This is a genomic window from Nitrosophilus alvini, from assembly GCF_015100395.1.
Classification (GTDB): domain Bacteria; phylum Campylobacterota; class Campylobacteria; order Campylobacterales; family Nitratiruptoraceae; genus Nitrosophilus; species Nitrosophilus alvini.
This window is the reverse complement of record NZ_AP022847.1, coordinates 109,509-129,629: the sequence shown is the minus strand read 5'-3', so window position 1 is coordinate 129,629 and position 20,121 is coordinate 109,509. Positions and strand designations below refer to the sequence as shown.

Genomic DNA, 20,121 nt, shown 5'->3' with positions numbered 1-20,121 from the left:
AATGAGTAAAAACCTTATATCCACAAATATAGAAAAATATCTGAAAGAACACGAAAACAAAGAACTTCTGAGGTTCATCACATGCGGAAGCGTTGATGACGGAAAGAGTACGCTTATAGGACGTCTTTTGTACGACAGTAAGACAGTCCTGGAAGATCAGTTAAGCGCAGTCAAAAGAGAGAGCAGAAAATACGGAACCACAAATGAAGAGATAGATTTTGCTCTTCTGATAGACGGTCTTCAAAGCGAAAGAGAACAGGGGATCACTATTGACGTTGCATACAGATTTTTCGCAACCGACAGAAGAAAATATATCATAGCGGACACTCCCGGTCACGAACAGTATACGAGAAACATGGTCACAGGAGCCAGTACCGCAAACCTTGCGGTGATACTTATAGATGCAAGAAAAGGGGTGCTTACCCAGACAAGAAGACACTCATATATAGTCTCTCTTCTTGGGATTAGACATATCGTTGTTGCGATAAACAAGATGGATATAGTCGGCTACAGCGAAGATGTATATAAGAGTATAAAAGAAGAATACCTGAAGATGTTTGAGAAACTTTCAGAAAGTCTTCAGTACGCCCAAAACGGAAAAAGCGGCTATCACAAACCGACAGTCGATTTTATCCCTATTTCTGCCCTGAAAGGTGACAATGTTGTACAAAAGAGTACAAACATGCAGTGGTATGAAGGTAAACCTCTTCTGGAATATCTGGACACGATAGAGATATCAAAAGATATAAATCTCAGCGATTTCAGATTTCCCGTCCAGTATGTAAACAGGCCCAACCTAGACTTCAGAGGCTTTACAGGAACTATTACAAGCGGAAGAATAAGAGTGGGTGAGGAGATAACCGTTCTTCCTTCGGGAAAAAAGAGCAGAATAAAAGAGATAGTCCTCCCCTCTTTGGAAAGCGGCTCCGAGCTTGTCACAACGCCGGAAGCATTCGCACCCATGGCGGTTACTTTGACTCTTGAAGACGAAATAGATATCAGCAGAGGAGATTTGATAGTACATTCAAATAACTCCCTGACAACCTCGGACAGCATCGAAGCGATGATAGTATGGATGGACGAAAAGGCCCTTGAACTTGGAAGAGAGTATGAAATAAAAAGAGCTACTACCTCTTTGAATGCGATATTTGAAGAGATAGCATTCAAAAAGGATGTAAACAGCTGGGAAGAGATAAAGACCGATACCCTTGAGCTGAACGAGATAGGAAAATGCCGCCTGCTTCTGACACGTCCGATAGCGTGCGATCCGTACAGCAAAATAAAAGGTACAGGGAGTTTTATCGTAATTGACAAGATAACCAACCATACTGTTGCGGCAGGCATGATACTGGATGCAGCAAAAAGGGAGAGAAAAAAAAGAGTCTACACCGAAGCGGAGATCGAACTGAACCGCTATATCAGAAAACACTTCCCTGAGTGGGGATGTGCAAATATCGAGGAGATAAAATGAAAGAGAGCAAAGCGGCGCGTGTGGAAAGAATCAAACGCCAAAAAGACGGACTGGATGTTTTGAATGATATATACAGATATGCCAAAGCCGATATTCCGGTAGATCCGGAAGATATTGACCGTCTTAAATGGTACGGCCTTTATACGCAAAACAAAACGCTTCAGCCAAAATACGACCAGACACAGTATTTTATGCTCAGAGTCAAGATAGAAAAAGGCGTCCTGAACAAAGATCAGATCAAAACTCTGGGTGAGATAGCGGTAAAATATGCAAGAAACAGTGCCGATTTTACAACAAGACAGGATCTGCAGTTTCATTGGATAAAAATGGCCGATCTGCCCGATATCTTTGAACAGCTTCAAAAAACCGGTCTTACTACATGCATGGCAGCCGGAGATGTGGTAAGAAACACCGTTACATGTCCTATAAGCGGAAGAGCCGAAGAAGAGATAGCGGATGTTTCGGATGTGGTAGATGAGATAAACACACTTTTTTGCAAAAACAGAGAGTTCAGCAATCTTCCGAGAAAATTTAAAATCGGCGTAAGCGGATGTGCGCAGCACTGTATGCCACACGAGATACAGGATTTGAGTTTTGTAGCCGTAAAAAGAGAAAATGGTGTGGAGTTTGCCCTGTTTGCCGGCGGCGGTCTTGCCAGCAACAGACGCTTTGCAGATTTTCTGGGATATGTGCAAAAGGATGATATAGTTCCGCTTACAAAAGCGACTGTTGCCATATTCAGAGATTTTGGAAACAGAGAAAAAAGAAACAGAGCAAGGCTAGGACATCTGATAAAAGAGTGGGGTGTGCATAAATTCAAAGAGACTCTTGAAAAAAACTCAGGTGTCAGGATCAAAGATGGAAAAATCTTTGAGGTATCGCCTGCAAAAATGAGACATCATTGCGGAATCTTTTCATCCAAAAACAGCGATACCAGTCACATAGGATGTGCACTTTTCGGCGGAAAAATGGGAGGAGACAGACTCTTGCAGCTATACAGCCTGCTTGAAAAATACGAAATAAATGAAATTCGCACTACAACAAAACAGAATTTCATCATTTTGGATGTTCCGAAAGAGGCGGTAAACAGAGTTTGCGAAGAGCTTGAAAAGATGAAAATCAATCCTTATCCATCAGCTTTCAGGACAAGGACAACGGCATGTACCGGTCTGGATTTTTGTAAATTTGCCATAAGCGAGACAAAAAGCCTTGCTGAAGAAATCGCTCTTTATCTTGAAAACAGATTCCCGGCTTTTGGCGAGCCGGTCAATATAAGCGTAAACGGATGCCCTAATTCATGTGCACATCCCTGCATTGCAGATATCGGCCTAAGCGGAGCCACTTTTACACGGGGCGAAAAAAAAGTCAGAGGTTTTGAGCTTTTGGTAGGCGGAAAACTCGAAGGAAAATCAAGCCGTTTTTCAAAAAGAACAGGAATTTTGCTCACACACGAAGAGATACCCGGTTTTATTGAAAAACTTATAACAAGTTATCAAAAAAGCGGTTTCAAAAGCTTTGGCGAATATCTTGCAAGTGAAAGCTTTGATATAGAGTTTGCCGTATGACCTGAACCGAAAAGCTTTTGCTTTTCGGTGACAGCTGTGTTATCATATCCGAAAAAACAAAGGCTCTTTTGTTTATGCTCGGATATTTTCTGCTTTTTCTGTCAGCTTTTGCTGCGGCAACTTTTCTTCCCGTATACAGCGAGGGGATGCTGGTATATTATCTTCACCAGGGACTCAATCCCTGGATTTTGCTCTTAAGCGCCTCAATAGGAAATACACTCGGCTCGCTGCTCAACTACTATATAGGACTCAAAGGAACAGACTATCTTGTAAGAAAAAAATATCTGAAAGCAGATCAGATAGAAAAAGCCCAAAGCTATTTTGACAGATTTGGGCCATTTGCGCTTCTGCTTTCCTGGGCGCCTGTTATCGGAGATCCGATAACATTTATCGCCGGCGTTATGCACTATAGTCTGAAAAAATTCCTGATACTGGTATTTTTAGCGAAATTGGGAAGATACTGGTTTGTTCTTCAAGGGTACAATCTTGCAGTCGGATAATATGATAATATTTCAACTATGAAAAAAATCGATGAAAAAATCCAAAAATATTTTGCCAAACATCACCTGCTCACACTTGCAGTATGCAGTGAAAAAAGCCCATATTGCGCAAGCTGTTTTTATGCATATGAGAGTTGCGGCGCTGTTTTGGTTTTTGCTTCTGACATAGAGACGAGGCATATGCAGGAAGCTCTGAAAAATCCAAATGTGGCAGGAACAATCTCCAAAGAGACAAAAAATATAGGAAAAATACAAGGTATCCAGTTTACAGGCCAATTGCAAAACAGTATAACCAAAGAGCAAAAAGAGTGCTATTTTAAAAAATTTCCCTTTGCAAAAGTAGCGAACCCCATACTTTGGACAATAGAGCTTGAATTTATAAAGATGACGGATAATACAATGGGTTTTGGCAAAAAAATTGTATGGCAAAAAAGCAGCACAAAAACATGATTAAAGAGTGCATATACTGCAAAAATGAAAAGCTTTACAGGCTTAAAAGCGGACAACTCAAATGTTCAAAATGCAAAAAAAAGATGAGCCCAAAAAAAATAGCTCTCGATACTGCTGTCATAGAAGCCTTTTGCAGCGGATTAAACGCATATGAATGCTCAAAAAAAATCGGGGCAAATTATGCAACTGTCAAAAAAAGATATGATCTCTTCAGAAAAAAGATAGCACTTTTTCTTGAAGAGGAGTACCAGAAAAAAAAAGAGGTTAAAGAGTTTGACGAATATATGTATCTTGAAAGAAGCAAAAGAAAAGAAAAAAAATATATTTTCGATGCACAGAATTTCCTGACATTCGACTACGGCGGCAAAGTCTATAACCTCCTGATGCCGGATCTGAAAAAATACAAAAGCGCTTTTTTGCAAGACGGTATCGAAGATGTCTACTACAACCAGCTTTCACAATTTTTAAGATTCAATAAAATCGCAAAACTTGAAAAAAGACTTAACCTCATAACCGAATTCTGGGATTTTTTCGAAGAGTTTATAGTCAAATTCAAAGGAGTAGAGAGTGAAAATTTTTTCTATTATTTGAAAGAAGCGGAATTCAAATTCAACTATACCATAGAAGAACAAAAAGAGATATTAGCCCGGATTTTACAGTGATTGGCACTACTCTATTAAAGTCTATTGCAAAATCCTTTTTAACAAAACTGAACAGCTGAATTTATTCAAAAGGTTCGATTCTCTTTTGTAAAATTTTTAAAACTGCCAAAAACTCTCTTTCAGACTCTTCAAGAGAAGAACTTATCCTTTTTATCTCATTTTTGTATTTTGGAAGATAGTAGTTTTTAAGAGCGTTTACCCTTATAACCGTTTTTTTAAGTTCTTCAGCAAGCCTCCAGACTTTTATCTCTATGCTTGAAAGTTCTAGAATAAGTTCGAGAGCCTTTGCAAAAGAATTCCGTGCAATATCGATATAGACGGATTCTGAAACATATCCTACAGGAAGCTCTTTCTTCTTTTTTTTGAAATAGACTTCCGGAACGACTATGCCTATAAAACTTTTGGAAACCACACTCAGCTCAGCATCAAACTTCACCAGAGCGCTCTCTTTCTCAACTCTCTCGTATCCGCTCTCCATAAAAGCCTTGATAAGATGACGATAGCTTTTTACCACCATTTCGTCTGCAATTTTGCGCTTTTCGTCCACTACATCCAGCAAAGAGATTATCTCTTTTAAAAGGATATTTCTTTTCTGTTCAAGTATCTCTTCGCCACCGGATGCAACCTCAAGTTCGGTTTTGAGTTCAAGAAGTGCCGTTTTGCTGTTTTCTCTTGCCATCTATATATCTTTTAATATCTTCCGGTTTTAGACGGGTCAGTTCTATATCGGGAAGCATTCCCAAAAGCTTCCAGCCTATATCCAAAGTTTCCTCCAACGTTCTGTTTTCATAATTTCCCTGCGAAATAAACTCTTTTTCAAAAGCCCGACCAAATTCCAGATATTTTTTATCAGTTTCGGATATCTCCTCTTCTCCCACTATGGAAGAGAGCATCTGCGCTCTTTTGGCTTTGGAATATGCGGCATAGAGCTGGTTTGACTCTCTTTGATGAACTTTATCGATTCCTTTGTTCATAAGTCTCGACAAAGATGTCAGCACGTTTATGGGAGGATAAATCCCCATCTGATGAAGCCCCCTGTCTAGTACTATCTGACCTTCGGTTATATATCCGGTCAGATCAGGGATGGGATGGGTTATATCGTCGTCGGGCATTGTCAATACCGGAATCTGTGTCAAAGAGCCCGGTTTTTCTTTCATAATACCGGCTCTTTCATATATTGTCGCAAGATCGCTGTACATATATCCGGGATACCCTTTTCTACTGGGAATCTCTTCCCTTTTTGCCGAAATTTCCCGTAAAGCGTCACAATAATTGGACATATCGTACAAAACTGTCACAACATCATATCCATGCTCAAAAGCAAGGTATTCCGCCAAAGTAAGTGCGCTTCTTGCCAACAATAGTGAATTTACACTGGGCTCATCCGCTCTGTTAATGAAAACAGCGGTATTTTTATACTGACCGCTCGCCATTATGTTTTTGATAAAAAAGTCTGCATTTTCATGTTTTATTCCTATGGCTGCAAACACGACAGCACTTTTTTTATGTGCAGCCCCTATCTGTCTTACTATCTGTGCAACAAGTTCGTCAGTTGAAACCCCTGACAGTGCAAATATGGGAAGTTTTTGTCCTTTTACAAGAGTGTTGAGACCATCTATGGCACTTATTCCTGTATGCACATAGTCTCTTGGATGGACTCTTTTTGCCGGATTGTAGGCCGAACCTGAAATATCCAGCCTATCTTCTATCACGACAGGTCCCATTGCGTCTATCGGTTCGGCAAACGCATCAAATATACGTCCCAGCATAGACCTTCCGACTCCTATCATAAAAGGCTCTTTGCTGTACTTTACCCTTAGCCCTTCCACTCCGATACCGTAGGTGGTGCCAAGTATCTCTATAAGGGTTGTCTTTTCTCCCACAGCGGCGACTCTGCCGTATATTTCACGACCCTGATATTTTATCAGTACTTTTTCTCCGTAGGCCACATCCTCTACAGTTTCAAAAAAGAGAAGATTGCCTTTTATCCTCAAAGCCCCCTTGTACTCTATAAACATATCATTTCCTGCCGTACTCTTCGATAAGTTTATCAAAACTCTTTATAACCCTCTGTTCAATCTCATCATACTTTTCCAATTCCTCATTTTTTATTTCAAACTTTGCTCTTGCAAACTCCGATACAACTGGCTGAGACTTGAGAACTTCCACGGGAATACGTCTTTGTTTGTAGCATTTTTGCCATACTCTTTGGATTGTGCAGATTATTTTTGCCATCTTTATGATTCTCTCAGGAGTCGAATAGGCGTCTATCGCGTCAAAAGCATTCTGCTGCAGAAAAATCTCTTTTATCAGCGAAGCGGTTTCCACCAACAGTTTCTGCTCTTCAGGCAGCGCTTCAGTTCCCAAAAGTTTTACGATTTTTTGCAAAGATGAGTCTTTCTGTAAAACCCAAAGCATCCACTCTCTTAGTGCGGAAGCATTTTCATCAACTCTGTCCCACCACTCTTTCAAGATATTTGCATATGCACTGTAACTTTGATTGTAGTTTATGGCAGGGAAAAACCTTGAACTTGCAAGCTCCCTGTCAAGAGCCCAGAAAGCGTTTGTATAACGCCTGGTGTTTCTTGTGACAGGCTCGGAAAGATCGCCTCCGGGAGGTGATACCGCACCTATGATCGTAACCGAACCTCTGTTTGAGTCCAGCGTCTCCACCATTCCTGCTCTTTCATATATGGCGGCTATGCTTGAAGCAAGATAAGCTGGAAAACCCTCTTCGGCCGGCAGTTCGTTCATTCTGCCTGAAATCTCCCTCATAGCTTCGGCCCATCTTGAGGTTGAATCGGCCATAAGAGCCACATGATAGCCCATATCACGGTAATATTCGGCAATTGTCAGACCCAAAAGTATGGAAGCGCCTCTGGCAGAGACCGGCATATCCGAAGTATTTGCTATCAGGACTGTTCTGTCGATAAGTTTTTTGCCGCTTCTTGGATCGCTGAGTTCCGGAAACTCTTCAAGAACCTCCGTCATTTCGTTGCCTCTTTCGCCGCATCCTACATATACGATAACATCGGCATCACTCCATTTTGCAAGAGTCTGCTGCAAAATTGTCTTTCCCGTACCGAATCCTCCTGGAATTGAGGCGGCTCCACCTTTTGCAACCGGAAACAGAAAATCGATTATTCTTTGTCCCGTAAGAAGAGGCTCGTACGAACTTTCACGGCTTTTAAACTCTCTTGGAATTCTTAGAGGAACTTTTTGCACCATACTCATCGAAAAGCCGTTTTCAAGGCGAAGAATCTCCTCTTTTATTCCGTACTCTCCCTCGCAAGAAATATACTCTATAACTCCTTTGGTATCGGAAGGAAGCATGATTTTATGGATGAGGCCGCGCTCACGGACCTCTCCTACACACTCTCCCGGCAACACCTCATCGCCTACTTTTTTAACAGGTTTGAAATGCCATCTACGCTCTTTATCCAAAGAGTATAGCATCAAACCTTTTTGTATCTTTTCGCCGATTTTATCCAGAGGTCTTTGAATCCCGTCAAAAACTGATCCCAAAAGGCCTGGCCCAAGATGCGCACAAAACATTTCGCCGGTAAATTTTACGCTCTCTTTAAGTTTCAGTCCTTCACTGTTTTCATATACCTGCAAAACTGCTTCATTCTTTGAAACCTCAACAACTTCGGCGATAAGACCCGCCTCTCCCACAAAAGCAAGCTCATAAAGACTCGCTTTTTCTCCATCCAGAGAAACTCTGACAACAGGACCGGAAATATATGATATATACGGCATCTAAACCTCTATATGTTTTGAGAGCTCTTCATCTATCATTACAGAAAACTCTTCCATCACAGATTCGGGACTGAACTCTATGATAATATTTTCTTTTGAAAACTTTACGATTTTTTGCGGAGTTTTTGTTATATTGAAATTATCAAACCCTTCGGTTTCAAGATTTTCATAAACCGTCAAATTACCTTCTTTATAAATCTCTTTGAGCCATTTTAAAAAACATCCGGCCATTTTTTCGAAATTTCGCTCTATCTCTTTTAGAGTATCCGCCAAAACGGCGGCCTTTATATCTGATAAAAAGAGCTGCCAATCTATTTTTAATTCCGATTCAAGTTTTGTATACTCCTCTTTCTTAAAAGATTCGGCTTCTTTTCGCAGTTTTATAGCAGCCTCATTAAGAGTGGCAAGGGCCTCATTTTGTGCATTTTCTATCTTTTTTCTGGCATACTCCCGTGCTTCTTCCAAAATTTCTTCTGCTCTGTTTTTAGCCGAAGAGAGTATCTTTCTTGAAAAGTTTTCAAAGTCTGATTCCGAGTACACCTGATATATATCCTTTTATATCTCTTTTTATATGTTTGCCCTCTATTGAAGGAACAAAAACAACAGCCGGAACAGCTTTTTTCTTTCTTTTTTTGGAAAACTTCAAAGAGTAGACTTCAAAAAAGCGGTCTGCAGCGATAATGACGCCTGTATCTTTCTCTTTGAGCAGTTTTTCCATAGTTTCAACAAAATCATCTTCATTTCGCACCTGAATACTCTGCGCACCGGCCAGAGAAAAACCTAGACACTCCTCTTTATTACCCAGAAAAAAAAGTTTCAATCTATCTTTCCCAAAATCATAATAGATACTATAAGGCCGTAGATGGCGATTCCTTCGGCAAGACCCAGGAATATGAGTGCTCTGCCTGAAATTTCCGGTTTTTCTCCCATTGTCCCCATAGCTGAAGCTCCTACAAGCCCAACAGCTATACCTGCCGCAATACATGCAAGCCCTACAGACAAAGCAGCGGCTATATATGCCCATCCGTTGTCATCTGCCATCAAAACGGCAGGCAGTGCCATAAATAAAAAGATAACCGGTAATTTTTTCATTTTTCGCTCTCCAATACAAAAGGTTCGTAAGGCTCACCGCCTCCTTTGAAAAATCGTTTGAAAAACTCATAATATTCGAGTCTCAGTGTCTGGATAGTCACAACAACACCCTCTAAAACAATTATAAAGCAATTTCCTAAAAGGATTATAAACCAGTATGTAATTCCTCCTGCCTGGGTTTTCGATACTATATCCGCGATGGAGAACAGAGCTAGAAACAGTGCTCCATGCGCCAGAGCAAATGCACCGAGCCTTATAAAAGAGATAGTATTTACGGCATGTTCGAACATCTGCATAATAGTATCCAAAAGACTTTGGGCGAACTCTTTTCTTTTCATAAACAGAACAATAAATAAAAAACCGAGTAGCACACCCAGAATATAGAGCTCATACTTTACAGGCATCTCAAGAATAACGGCTTTTACGGCTATTCCTATGGCAAACCAGTATATAAGCAGCCACAAAACTCCCCCTTCGCCCATTATAAGAGCCGAGAGTTTTTTTCTCCTTGCAAGAGAGATGATATTTAAAATAAAACTGAGTGTAATAAAAAAGACACCTATGGCTATACCGGAATATATGATCATATCAACATTTTCAACCGGGTTGAAAAGAATGTGCGGAACAATATCGTGAAATCCGAAAACCGAGCCATACATAAAGCCGAATATAACGGAACTGGCTCCCGCAAGTATATATATCTTTCCCAAATCTTCATATTTTGGAAATTTTTTGGAAACAAAAAAACCGGCAAGCATCAGGACCAGTCCATGTCCTATATCACCGAACATTACTCCGAACATTATCAGAAAAGCCGCGGCAAAAGGGACTGTAGGATTTATCTCCTGATATCTTGGATATGAGAAGTTTTTTATCAAGGTCTCAAAAGGTTTCAGTATTTTCGGGGTTTTGAGCAAAACAGGCGTATCCTCCCCCGGTTTTGAAAAGATAACCTGTGCATATCTTAAAGCTCTTTCAAATTTATTTGCCTGTTTTTTCGGTACCCATCCGTAAAGCAGATAATTCTCTCCCGATTTTTGCAATGCCCCGCGGGCAGAAAAGATTTTGAGCATAAGTTTCAGATTTGCATAGATACCCAGCAGCTCCTCGCCATGCAGTTTTTTTATCTTTTCAAGATCCGATTCAATCTTTTCTCTCCTCGATTTTATCTCCTCGATTTTTTCTTTCAAAAAATAGTCTTTGGGTATCTCGTTTCCTTCCAGTTTTGTAAGTGCGTTTATTACGTGGTTTTCATCCGAAATATCATAAAAAAGAGCAACGGCTTTTGTCCCGGAACTTAAACTGTTATAGACTACAAAAGGATCGTATCTTTTCAAAGCAAGTATAAAAGTTTCAATATTTTCACTCGGCAGAACAATGGATTTGAAACCTATAAACTCCAGGCTTCGGGCTATTTTTTCAACATCTATATCATTTTTGAGCGACTGTGCAAATTCCCGGGCACTCTCTATCATCTTCTCTTCTTTTTCTACTTTTTTAAAAGCGTTGGAAAGTTCCTCTATCTTAGGGGCTATTATTGAGACTCTTTTTTCCGTTTCCGAAAGATTTTTACCAAACTCTTCTTCCATGTGAGGGTATTTTTTTATTTCGCTCTGAAATCCCAAAAATTTAAGATATCCTTCTACAACTCCCAACAGCTTGTTTACTCTGTTTTGAAGCTCGTAAGAAAAGGAGCGACCTTTACTTTTGTCGATATGAAGTAACCCGGCTTTTCCTATAGCTTCAAGCTCTTTATAAAGATGCTCTTTCGGTATAATTATCTCTACTCTGAGCATACTTTCCGGAAAAAACATCTCTAAATTCCTGCCAGCAGCTTTTTTATATCATCTTGAGGAAGACGATAATATATGCCTTCAACAACTGCTCTTATATTTTTTATCTCTATCTCTTTCATTCTTAAAAGCGCAAAAATAACGGACATTTTAAAAGGATAGCCAAACCATACTCTTTTAAGAGAGTCCATATGGTATCTGTAAACAGCCTGTCTGAACTCATGATAGCTGTAAAAAGAATTTTTGAGGACCTCTTCAATCGCAGCCGATATCTCTGAGAGAGTAGAGAGATTTGCAACTTTTCCCAAAAATTTTATATCAAATTTCCATCCATAAGGCATCAAAAAAGGTATGATCTCCTCTGGAGCCATTTTGTATACCGTTCTAAATCTCACTATGGTAAAAAGATTGAGCATATCAAAATAGCTTCCAAGTATCTCTTTGAGATCTTTTCTATCCTCCCTTTTCAGATTTTTAAGTGAATTTTTTATCGAATTTATATACTTTGTATCTATTCTTCTATAAATAACAGACAAATTTTTGCTCTCTTTAAAAGCCGTTTTCTTTTTGAGAAGCTCGTCTTTTGAGCGAAAAAAAAGATCAAATATCTCTTTTTCCTCTTTTTTCAAAACAGAGGTACTTTTTTTGTAAAGCTCTTCGAATGAATTCTCAAGTGCACTGGCTATGTTCTCTTTTTCTGCATCTTTTAGATAAGAAGAGTATGAACTATCTTTCAAAAGAGCATATATATCCCCTATGCTTTTTGCCAAAACAGCCTTTTCGAAAAACTCTTTTTCAAGAATTGCGGATTTTAAAGCTCTACATTTGGCATTTATATAACCGAATCTCAAAGGTTTTGAAATCAGCATACTCATAGATTCTTCCCAAAATCTTTACTGCATATACTTTTTTGTATCGATTTTGCTATTTTTTTTGCGATATCCGAAGTTTTCAGTTTCTTTAAAATTTCATCTTTCTTTTTTTCAAGAGACTCCTTCTGCTCTTTTTTGAGAGACTCTATCTCTTTTTTTAGAGCAGAAAATTTTCTGTTTCTGAGTTCTGATATCTTTTTTTCTGTTTCGCTGTATATCTTTTCACATCTTTCATCTGTCTGAGCCATAACTCTTTTCGCTTTTTTTTCAGCACTCTGCACAATTTCAACCGCTTTTTTGTCGAGACTCAAAATTTTTCCGCTTAGTTCACCCATCTTTTCCCTTTAAAGGACTATTATATGATTATAACAACTCTTTTTAAAAAAAGAATCTAAAAATAAAATTTTTTCTCTATTTTCAATATAAAGGCTTTTTTAATATAAATCTGTTATAAAATAGTTATATGCCAAAAAGCGGGAGGCATGGTTGAGATATATCTTTTTACTTTTTGCAACTTCTTTTCTTCTATATGCCGGTTATCTTGAAGATGGAATCAAAGCGTACAAAAAAGGTGACTACAAAAGTGCCCTCTTTTTCTATAAAAAATCAGCCAAAATGGGAGACCCAAGAGCACTTACAAATCTTGGGGTAATGTACAGATATAGCATCGGCGTCAAAAATGATTACAAAAAAGCGTATCACTATTTTAAAAAGGCGGCCGAAAAAAATTATCCGAGAGCTTTAACAGAGCTTGGCATACTATACGAAATGGGCTATGGAGTCAAACAGGACTTTAAAAAAGCGGTAGAACTTTACAAAAAAGCGGCTGACAAAGGTTACAGAAGAGCCATAACCAATCTTGGATATATGTATGAGATGGGCTACGGAGTAGAACAGGATTTCAAAAAAGCAATGGAACTTTACAAAAAAGCGGCTGCAGCAGGACATACAAGGGCAATGGCGTTTATCGGATATATGTATGAACTCGGACGAGGCGTTCCGAAAGATTATAAAAAAGCTGTCTTCTGGTACAAAAAAGCAGCCCATAAGGGATATGCAAGAGCCCAGACCGATCTTGGTGCGATGTACGAAAAAGGGAAAGGTGTCAAAAAGGATTTCAAAAAAGCGATATATTGGTGGAAAAAAGCTGCGGCTCAGGGATTTGCTGATGCCCAGAACGCTTTGGGCTATATGTACATGAAAGGCCACGGCGTCAAAAAAGACAGCAAAAAAGCATTCGACTGGTTTGAAAAAGCTGCAAAAAAGGGTGTTCCCTGGGCACAGCACAATATCGCTCTTATGTATGAAAAAGGAATAGGCATTAAAAAAGATTGCCGCAAAGCACTCTTTTGGTACAAAAAAGCCGCAAAAGAAGGCTACAGCAGATCACAGACAAACCTGGCCTTTATGTATAAAGATGGAGTTTGTGTCAAAAAAAATGACAAAAAAGCCTTTGAACTTTTTAAAAAAGCGGCCCTTCAAGGAAATACTATCGCACAATACATGCTTGGAAAAATCTATGAAGAGGGTTCAGGGGTAGAAAAGAGTTTTAAAAAAGCCGCTGAGTGGTACAAAAAAGCGGCTTATCATGGCCATCCGGAAGCCCAATACAATCTGGGACTTCTATACTACAATGGAATAGGAGTAGTAAAAGACTTGCAGCAGGCAGAATTCTGGATGAGCAAAGCCAAAGAGTCCGGTCTGAAAATTCCGGGCTCTATGTAATTTTCTCCTTTTAAAACGGCTTGATTATCACCATTATAACGATAAATATCATCAAAATCGTGGGCACTTCGTTATATACCCTGAAAAATTTACCGCTCTTTGTACACTCATCTGCAAGGAATTTTTTCCTATAATAATTGAGACTGAAGTGATATATTGCCAAAAGTGTTACGAAAGTCAGTTTTGCATGCAGCCATCCTCCGGTTTGAAAAAGAGACGGATTTAACGATATCATAAGCAATCCACTTATAACAGTTGCCCAAAAAGCCGGTACTCCTATGAACTTGTAAAGTTTTTCTTCCTGAATCTTAACGACCTGAACAAAACCTTCATTGTCGATATTCTCTGCATGATAGACAAAGAGTCTCGGCAGATAAAAAAGCATTGCCATCCATGAAGTAAAACTGAGAATATGAAAAGCAAGTATCCAATTATAATATTCCATAATCAATACCCCTCTAGCGAAATTGTTAAAACAATTTTTACACAGTTTCGCTTAATACATCTCTTCTTTACCTATCCGGATACCGTTTTTCTGTTTTTTGTACCCGGAGTGTCACTATTTGGAATATTTGGACAAAATATACCATATCTGTCCCAATGATATTCCACCATCGTTAATAGGGGTATCGTGCTGGAAGTAGTATCTTATTCCCTCTTTCTCAAACTCTTTTATAACATTTTCAGAAAGTATTCTGTTTTGAAATACTCCTCCGGAAAGAATCACGGGCATATTCTCTTTTTTTGCAATATTTACGATTATATTTTTCATCGTATTGAGAAACTTTGTGGATATCATACATTTGCAGTTCTTTTCGGTACAGTTTTTCGCATTCAGATCCGTTAAAATCTGCCTTATCATTTGCGAAATATCAATAATTCCATCTTTAATTTCATATTTATAGGAGTCACTGCACATATCGTTATAGAGTTTTTCGATAATAAGACCGCTCTGGCCTTCGTATCCGGATTCTTGTATAATTCCTGCAAATGATGCAACTGCATCAAAGATTCTACCTGCCGAGCTTGTAAGAGGCGAGTTGAGACCTTTTTCATAGGCCTGATGTAAAAGTTTTATCTCCTCTTTGGAAAATGCCTTTACGGTGGGATTGTCCATCTCCAAAATCTCATCTAAAGAAAATATCTCAAAAAGAAGACCAAGTGCCGCGCGCCTTGGCTCTTTTACAGCTTTTTCTCCGCCTATGAGCCTGAAATATTTGAAATGATACGCTCTTTCGTCTCCTTTGAAAACTTCACCGCCCCAGATATTACCGTCATCACCATATCCTGTACCGTCCCAGCTAAATCCCAGACAATCCTCATCTATGCCAAGTTCCGCTTTACACGCATAAATATGCGCAAGATGGTGCTGAACCTGTAAAAGTTCGACTTCGCCTTCTCTTTTTTGAGTCTCTTTTACTGCCCATTTGGTGGTTTCGTATCCGGGATGTTTGTCACATACTATAATATCTGGTTCAAAATCGTAAAATCTTTTGAAAGTATCAACTGTTTTTTCAAAATAGCCAAAGGATTCAATAGTATTCAAATCTCCAATATGAGGTGACATTATCAGTTTATCTTTTATAGCAATTGTTATACTGTTTTTCTGATTTGCACCTACTGCCAATATGTTTTTTTCAACTGAAAAGGGAAGTTTTATAGTTTTGGGAGCAAAACCACGTGCTAGTCTGACCGTCTCTTTCTTATCGTCTATACACTGAATTACGCTGTCATCACATGCGTTTACTATCTCCCTGTTGTAATCTATATAAAAATCGATAACATTTCCCAGTCTCTTTAGCAAATCTTCGCTGTCTGTTATTATTGGTTCATCACTCATATTCGCACTAGTAGCCACAAGAGGACATCCGTAATACTCAAAAAGTATATGCTGCAAAGGGGTATATGGCAAAAACACCCCTAGCCTGTCTATCTCAGGAGCCACACAGGCTGCAAGTTTGTATTTGTAGCACTCAAGTCTGTGGATTTTTCTTTTTTTCACGATTACTATAGGCTTCTCTTTTGAGAGTATAAGTTCTCTTTCTCTTTCGGAAAGTTCGGCCACTCTTTCTATCTGGTCAAGATTTCTAAACATTACGGCAAAAGGCTTGGACTGTCTGTTTTTTCTCTGTCTGAGTGTCTTGACCGACCTTGCGTTGGTTGCATCACACATCAAATGAAATCCACCCAAGCCTTTAACCGCTACAATTTTGCCTTTTTTCAAAAGTTTGGCGGCCATTTTTATAGCTTCTATTCCCTCGGCAAAAGTCTTTCCTTTTTTGCTTTTTATACATAATCCCGGACCGCAATCAAAACAGGATATTGCCTGTGCGTGATATCTTCTGTCAAGAGGATCCTCATACTCCTCTTTACACTTCGGGCACATTTCAAATTCGGCCATAGAAGTGTTTTTTCTGTCAAAAGGAACAGTTCTTGTTATAGTATATCTTGGACCGCAATCTGTGCAATTTATAAAATAGTACTGATATCTTCTGTTTTGTGGATTTCTCATCTCTTCGAGACAGTTTTCACAAACCGCTATATCAGGAGAAACGGCAGCGCTTTTTTCAACGTCTGAACAACTCTCTTTGATAAAAAAGCCGTCTCGTTGCAAAGAATCGAAAGTCTTATAGGATATTTCATCGATACGTGCAAGCGAAGGCTTTTTATACGAAATAGCTTTTAAAAAAGAGTCGATTTTATCATCTTCAATATCAATATCTATAAGAACGCCTTTTGCGTCATTCATAACAAAACCGTTCGCATAGTACTCTTTCGCAAGTTTATAGATAAAAGGTCTAAAACCGACTCCCTGAACTATGCCATTAATCTTTATTACAGCTCTTATTTTCCGCAAAAATCTCTCCTGCTATTTTATTAACATATTATATAAAAAAATTATAAAAATATACAAAATTAATTTAATATTTACAGCTTCTTTACTATTTTGATTCGCAGAAATATTTTTGAGTTATATGAAGTAAGTAAAAAGTTTGCAAGTATATAAGAGAGGTCTCCTGTTTTTCAAGACTTATTAAAAAATTAACTTAATAACTTTTATACAAAAATTCCTCCGTAAACAAAATTTTGCTCATCACAAGGAAATTCTCTGTTTATTAATGGCTTTGCGAATGTCAGTTTGGTGGAAAATCTGCTGAAAAATACCTGATTTGCTATGTATTTTCCTGACAATACAACATTTTTCGCTTTTGTCTTTTCTCTTATTTCGTTTACCACCGAAGCGATAAAATCCCCAAGCGATTCAAAAATGGAATAACAAAGAAGAAGCTCGTCGATATCCGCCAGTTTATAACTCATAATGGAGGCAAAAAATGAACTGTAGTCAAACTTTCCCTCTCTAAATCCGCAATCAATCGCCACTCCTCCTTTTCCTGCGAACTGAAGTGCTCTGTTTGCGAGTTCCTCTTCCGAACCGATCCCCGCAATTATAGCGGCAGTATTTAGAAAATCTTCTCTTTCTCCTTCTATCCTTGAAATCTGATCACAAATATCCTCAAATCTCTTTTTAAAATTCTCTACAAGCCTGTCGGAACCCTCTCTTAATGTTTTTATATCATCTAGGATGGCTGCTGCGTTGTACTTTCCAAACTCCATCACTCTTTTGGCCCTTTTGGCACTGTAAAGCATAAAAGAGACATTTTTTGAGAAATAGACTCCCACAGCACTTTTGTCAAAAACATTGTTTTCGGCAATTACAGATAAAAAAGCAGCCTTGTCAGCAGAAAAACTCTTGATATTGGAGTGCTCTATCTCTATAGGTTCGTTATCAAGAACTTTGACTTCAACAGCCGTTGATTTGGGAACTTTATCTATTTTATCGATCAGTGTCTTTCCTTCAAAACCGACTGCCGCATATCCTTTTGCCACACTGACAGTATCTATAGCATTTTCAAAGATTTTTGGGAAGAGTGAGCGCTCACCTTTTGCAAAAAATTTAGCGTTTTTATTGATAAAATATTCACACTCTTCCTGAGTGTTTATCGGCAAATCAAATGTTATCAGGATATCGTAATCGATATTTTCCTCTTTCACATCCCTGTAATATATATAGTCAATTCCCGCCATCGATAGTTCTTTTGCAAGCAGCAGCGTAAATCCCTCATCGGGAGCTTTTATCCTGGCAACCGATGTACCTGTATCCTCTTTTATCTTCTCATTGGAAACGGTTGCTCTGATTATAGGTTTTTCTATACTGAAAAGCGCATGTTTTTCCTGAGAAAGAAGAAGAAAATGGTTCGAAACCCTGTTTGCGTTTGTAATCAATATATTCTGGTCTTCAACTGGTGTTTTACAAAAAAGTCTAAATCCGAACAGAGTTTTAACCAAAACTTTTTCACCATTTTTTATAGATGCAGCAGCGATTCCAAAAACCTTTTTATATTCACCTTTATCATTGGCCCAAAGGGTTTTTGAAGCCTTTCTGTTTTCGGCTCTTATCGGGATATTGCACTCTATGCAGGAAATCAGTGCGAACTCTTCTCTAAAAGGGTTGTTCTGTTTCTCATTTTCACATTTTTCACAATTTTTAAAAGGCGAAAGATAGGTATTTTCCCTGATAAAGGGATATTTTTCGAAAAAAGCGTAATGTCCCCCGCAGTTGCTGCAAAAAGTAAAAGGATAGTAATATCTTCTCGACTCTACATCCAGCATCTCTTTGATACAATTTGGGCACAATCCCAAACTGAGCGGTATATCAACCAACTTGACTTCATTTATCTCTCTGTTTGATACAACATATCCGCTCTTGCCCATAAAAAGCGAATATGGCAATAAATCTTGCAGATTTTTCATAAATTTTTCGACATTTTCACTCTTTTCGTCAAATAAAACAACTATTTTATCCTCTTCTCTGCCTATTTTTATATCTATATTCGAATATTTGGCAATCGCTTTTATATATTTTTGTATATAGTTCTGTTTTGATGAAAAATCTATCTCCAATACCATTTTTGCCTCTCTGTTTATTAATAAAGAAGTTTGTGAGAAGGTGAGTTGTAGTCAGCTATAATCTCTTCAAGCACTGTTTCTTTTTCATGTTTTGTAGTTACTACCCCGCTTTTTTCAAGCTCTTTTATCACTTCATTTATGAACGGTTTAAAAGATTTTTTGAGTTTTTCCGTAAGATCGATCTTTACGCTCTCAATATCTTCAGGAATTATGCCTATTATATTTACCTCGGCCATTTTGTCAAGCATCGAACAGATCTCTAACATCTCCACTACCTCGACTTCGTGGGCTGTCTGACGATAACTTCCAAGTCCCATAAGAACATCGCTGGGCATATTGTAAACAGAACCGGGTTCATCTTTGACAGAAACAGTATCAAGAATTATCACTTTGTCATATGTCTGATAGTATGTCATCAGTTTAAAACCGAGAGTTCCACCGTCAATTATCTCGATATCGGGGGAGAAAGAGAAATTCTCCCTTAGATATTTTGCAGCATATACTCCCACTCCTTCGTCCATAAAGAGTATATTGCCTACACCAACGACAACTATGTTTTTCATTTTTCATCTTTTGCAAATTTATAGCCGCCAAATACGATAGCCATATCGCCCTCTCTCCAGTATATAGTACGCCATATCTGATAGTAGACATGGAAGATTACCCATGCGACTATCCACCAGCATGTATAGTGATGTGAAATCCTCACATCCATAAGCGACCCGCCTGTTGCATATATAGTCCAGTCGGTAGCAAAATGCAGAAGCCACGGCCACCAGTCCCCTATAGAGCTGTGTCCGGATGCAAGTCCGTGTACATATAGCTGCAAACCCGTCAAAAGCATCCACACTAGCATCAGATGCAATATTGTAAAATAGACAACATTGAAACTGTCACTGTGACTGGAATCAAAGTTTTTTCTTCTGTTAAGCGTTATAAGATTTAACACAACTTCGATAAACTCTTTAACATTTTTGCCGGTAGGGATTATCTTTTTATAAGGCTTCTCAAATCGACTGAAAAAATAAAGATACGCTACTACAATAGATGTAACATCTAGCAAAATCGCACCTATAAAATGTACCCATCTGTTCCACGCCATTACATATTTATCCACAGCCGGATCGGCTATAAAACTCTGATAGTAGGGATGGCCGATATATAAACCGGTTATAACAGCAGCTACAACACTGATAACGTTTATCCAGTGAATAATGCGCATAGAGCGAGTCATTCGCTCTACTTTTTTATATCCTGCTTTCAT

At 38.6% G+C, this 20,121-nt stretch carries 20 protein-coding genes; 6 read left to right on the top strand and 14 right to left on the bottom strand.

Translation table 11 applies throughout. The annotated features are described in order from the left end of the window. Window position 1 precedes the first annotated feature (1 nt). The 5 genes from cysN to EPR_RS00700 all read left to right on the top strand — a co-directional run bounded on the left by cysN (window position 2) and on the right by EPR_RS00700 (window position 4,648). Window positions 2–1,471, top strand: a complete 1,470-nt coding sequence (cysN, locus tag EPR_RS00720) for a sulfate adenylyltransferase subunit CysN (RefSeq protein WP_200763090.1) — start codon at window positions 2–4, stop codon at window positions 1,469–1,471. Then, entirely contained in the window at window positions 1,468–3,036 is a 1,569-nt protein-coding gene (locus tag EPR_RS00715) for a nitrite/sulfite reductase (RefSeq protein WP_200763086.1), read from the top strand. Before cysN ends, EPR_RS00715 begins: the two co-directional genes overlap by 4 nt. A 74-nt stretch (window positions 3,037–3,110) precedes the next feature. Continuing rightward, on the top strand, window positions 3,111–3,536 hold the full coding sequence (locus EPR_RS00710) for a YqaA family protein (RefSeq protein WP_200763085.1): 426 nt from the start codon (window positions 3,111–3,113) through the stop codon (window positions 3,534–3,536). A gap of 18 nt (window positions 3,537–3,554) precedes the next feature. Next, window positions 3,555–3,986: a PNPOx family protein gene (locus EPR_RS00705; protein WP_200763083.1), complete on the top strand. Its 432-nt coding sequence runs from the start codon at window positions 3,555–3,557 to the stop codon at window positions 3,984–3,986. Beyond that, window positions 3,959–4,648: a hypothetical protein gene (locus EPR_RS00700; protein WP_200763081.1), complete on the top strand. Its 690-nt coding sequence runs from the start codon at window positions 3,959–3,961 to the stop codon at window positions 4,646–4,648. Before EPR_RS00705 ends, EPR_RS00700 begins: the two co-directional genes overlap by 28 nt. A gap of 61 nt (window positions 4,649–4,709) precedes the next feature. Here the strand turns inward: EPR_RS00700 and EPR_RS00695 are convergent, their stop codons facing one another. Genes EPR_RS00695 through EPR_RS00655 form a run of 9 tightly spaced genes read right to left on the bottom strand, consistent with a single transcriptional unit; the run spans window position 4,710 to window position 12,499 of the window. Beyond that, on the bottom strand, window positions 4,710–5,327 hold the full coding sequence (locus EPR_RS00695; RefSeq protein ID WP_200763079.1) for a V-type ATP synthase subunit D: 618 nt from the start codon (window positions 5,325–5,327) through the stop codon (window positions 4,710–4,712). Then, window positions 5,293–6,666 (bottom strand): V-type ATP synthase subunit B, encoded by a 1,374-nt coding sequence (locus EPR_RS00690; protein WP_200763077.1) that lies wholly within the window; start codon window positions 6,664–6,666, stop codon window positions 5,293–5,295. Before EPR_RS00690 ends, EPR_RS00695 begins: the two co-directional genes overlap by 35 nt. 1 nt (window position 6,667) lies before the next feature. Then, window positions 6,668–8,407 carry a V-type ATP synthase subunit A gene (locus tag EPR_RS00685; RefSeq protein WP_200763075.1) on the bottom strand — a complete coding sequence of 580 codons (1,740 nt, stop codon included), beginning with the start codon at window positions 8,405–8,407 and terminating at the stop codon, window positions 6,668–6,670. After that, window positions 8,408–8,947, bottom strand: coding sequence for a hypothetical protein (locus EPR_RS00680; RefSeq protein ID WP_200763073.1), 540 nt, complete (start codon window positions 8,945–8,947; stop codon window positions 8,408–8,410). Beyond that, a complete protein-coding gene (locus EPR_RS00675; RefSeq protein WP_200763071.1) occupies window positions 8,925–9,227 on the bottom strand; it encodes a V-type ATP synthase subunit F in 303 nt (100 codons plus the stop codon). The genes EPR_RS00680 and EPR_RS00675 overlap by 23 nt, the downstream gene beginning before the upstream one ends. Beyond that, window positions 9,224–9,499 carry an ATP synthase subunit C gene (locus EPR_RS00670; protein WP_200763069.1) on the bottom strand — a complete coding sequence of 92 codons (276 nt, stop codon included), beginning with the start codon at window positions 9,497–9,499 and terminating at the stop codon, window positions 9,224–9,226. Before EPR_RS00670 ends, EPR_RS00675 begins: the two co-directional genes overlap by 4 nt. Then, complete coding sequence (locus EPR_RS00665; protein ID WP_200763067.1) at window positions 9,496–11,313, bottom strand: V-type ATP synthase subunit I; 1,818 nt, start codon at window positions 11,311–11,313, stop codon at window positions 9,496–9,498. Before EPR_RS00665 ends, EPR_RS00670 begins: the two co-directional genes overlap by 4 nt. A 2-nt stretch (window positions 11,314–11,315) precedes the next feature. Next, window positions 11,316–12,167 carry a V-type ATPase subunit gene (locus EPR_RS00660; RefSeq protein ID WP_200763065.1) on the bottom strand — a complete coding sequence of 284 codons (852 nt, stop codon included), beginning with the start codon at window positions 12,165–12,167 and terminating at the stop codon, window positions 11,316–11,318. Then, window positions 12,164–12,499, bottom strand: coding sequence for a hypothetical protein (locus EPR_RS00655; protein ID WP_200763063.1), 336 nt, complete (start codon window positions 12,497–12,499; stop codon window positions 12,164–12,166). Before EPR_RS00655 ends, EPR_RS00660 begins: the two co-directional genes overlap by 4 nt. A gap of 151 nt (window positions 12,500–12,650) precedes the next feature. On the opposite strand from EPR_RS00655, the gene EPR_RS00650 reads away from it, so the two are divergent. Beyond that, window positions 12,651–13,889: a tetratricopeptide repeat protein gene (locus EPR_RS00650; RefSeq protein WP_200763061.1), complete on the top strand. Its 1,239-nt coding sequence runs from the start codon at window positions 12,651–12,653 to the stop codon at window positions 13,887–13,889. Between the two features lie 10 nt (window positions 13,890–13,899). Here EPR_RS00650 and hemJ read toward each other — a convergent pair whose 3' ends face one another. The 5 genes from hemJ to EPR_RS00625 all read right to left on the bottom strand — a co-directional run bounded on the left by hemJ (window position 13,900) and on the right by EPR_RS00625 (window position 20,121). Continuing rightward, entirely contained in the window at window positions 13,900–14,334 is a 435-nt protein-coding gene (gene hemJ / locus EPR_RS00645) for a protoporphyrinogen oxidase HemJ (RefSeq protein ID WP_200763059.1), read from the bottom strand. A 114-nt stretch (window positions 14,335–14,448) separates the two neighbouring features. Continuing rightward, on the bottom strand, window positions 14,449–16,746 hold the full coding sequence (gene hypF, locus EPR_RS00640) for a carbamoyltransferase HypF (RefSeq protein ID WP_234697140.1): 2,298 nt from the start codon (window positions 16,744–16,746) through the stop codon (window positions 14,449–14,451). Window positions 16,747–16,946: 200 nt separating this feature from the next. Then, on the bottom strand, window positions 16,947–18,857 hold the full coding sequence (locus EPR_RS00635; RefSeq protein WP_200763057.1) for a carbamoyltransferase HypF: 1,911 nt from the start codon (window positions 18,855–18,857) through the stop codon (window positions 16,947–16,949). Between the two features lie 17 nt (window positions 18,858–18,874). After that, complete coding sequence (locus EPR_RS00630) at window positions 18,875–19,420, bottom strand: HyaD/HybD family hydrogenase maturation endopeptidase (protein ID WP_200763055.1); 546 nt, start codon at window positions 19,418–19,420, stop codon at window positions 18,875–18,877. Next, window positions 19,417–20,121: a cytochrome b/b6 domain-containing protein gene (locus EPR_RS00625; RefSeq protein ID WP_200763053.1), complete on the bottom strand. Its 705-nt coding sequence runs from the start codon at window positions 20,119–20,121 to the stop codon at window positions 19,417–19,419. The genes EPR_RS00630 and EPR_RS00625 overlap by 4 nt, the downstream gene beginning before the upstream one ends.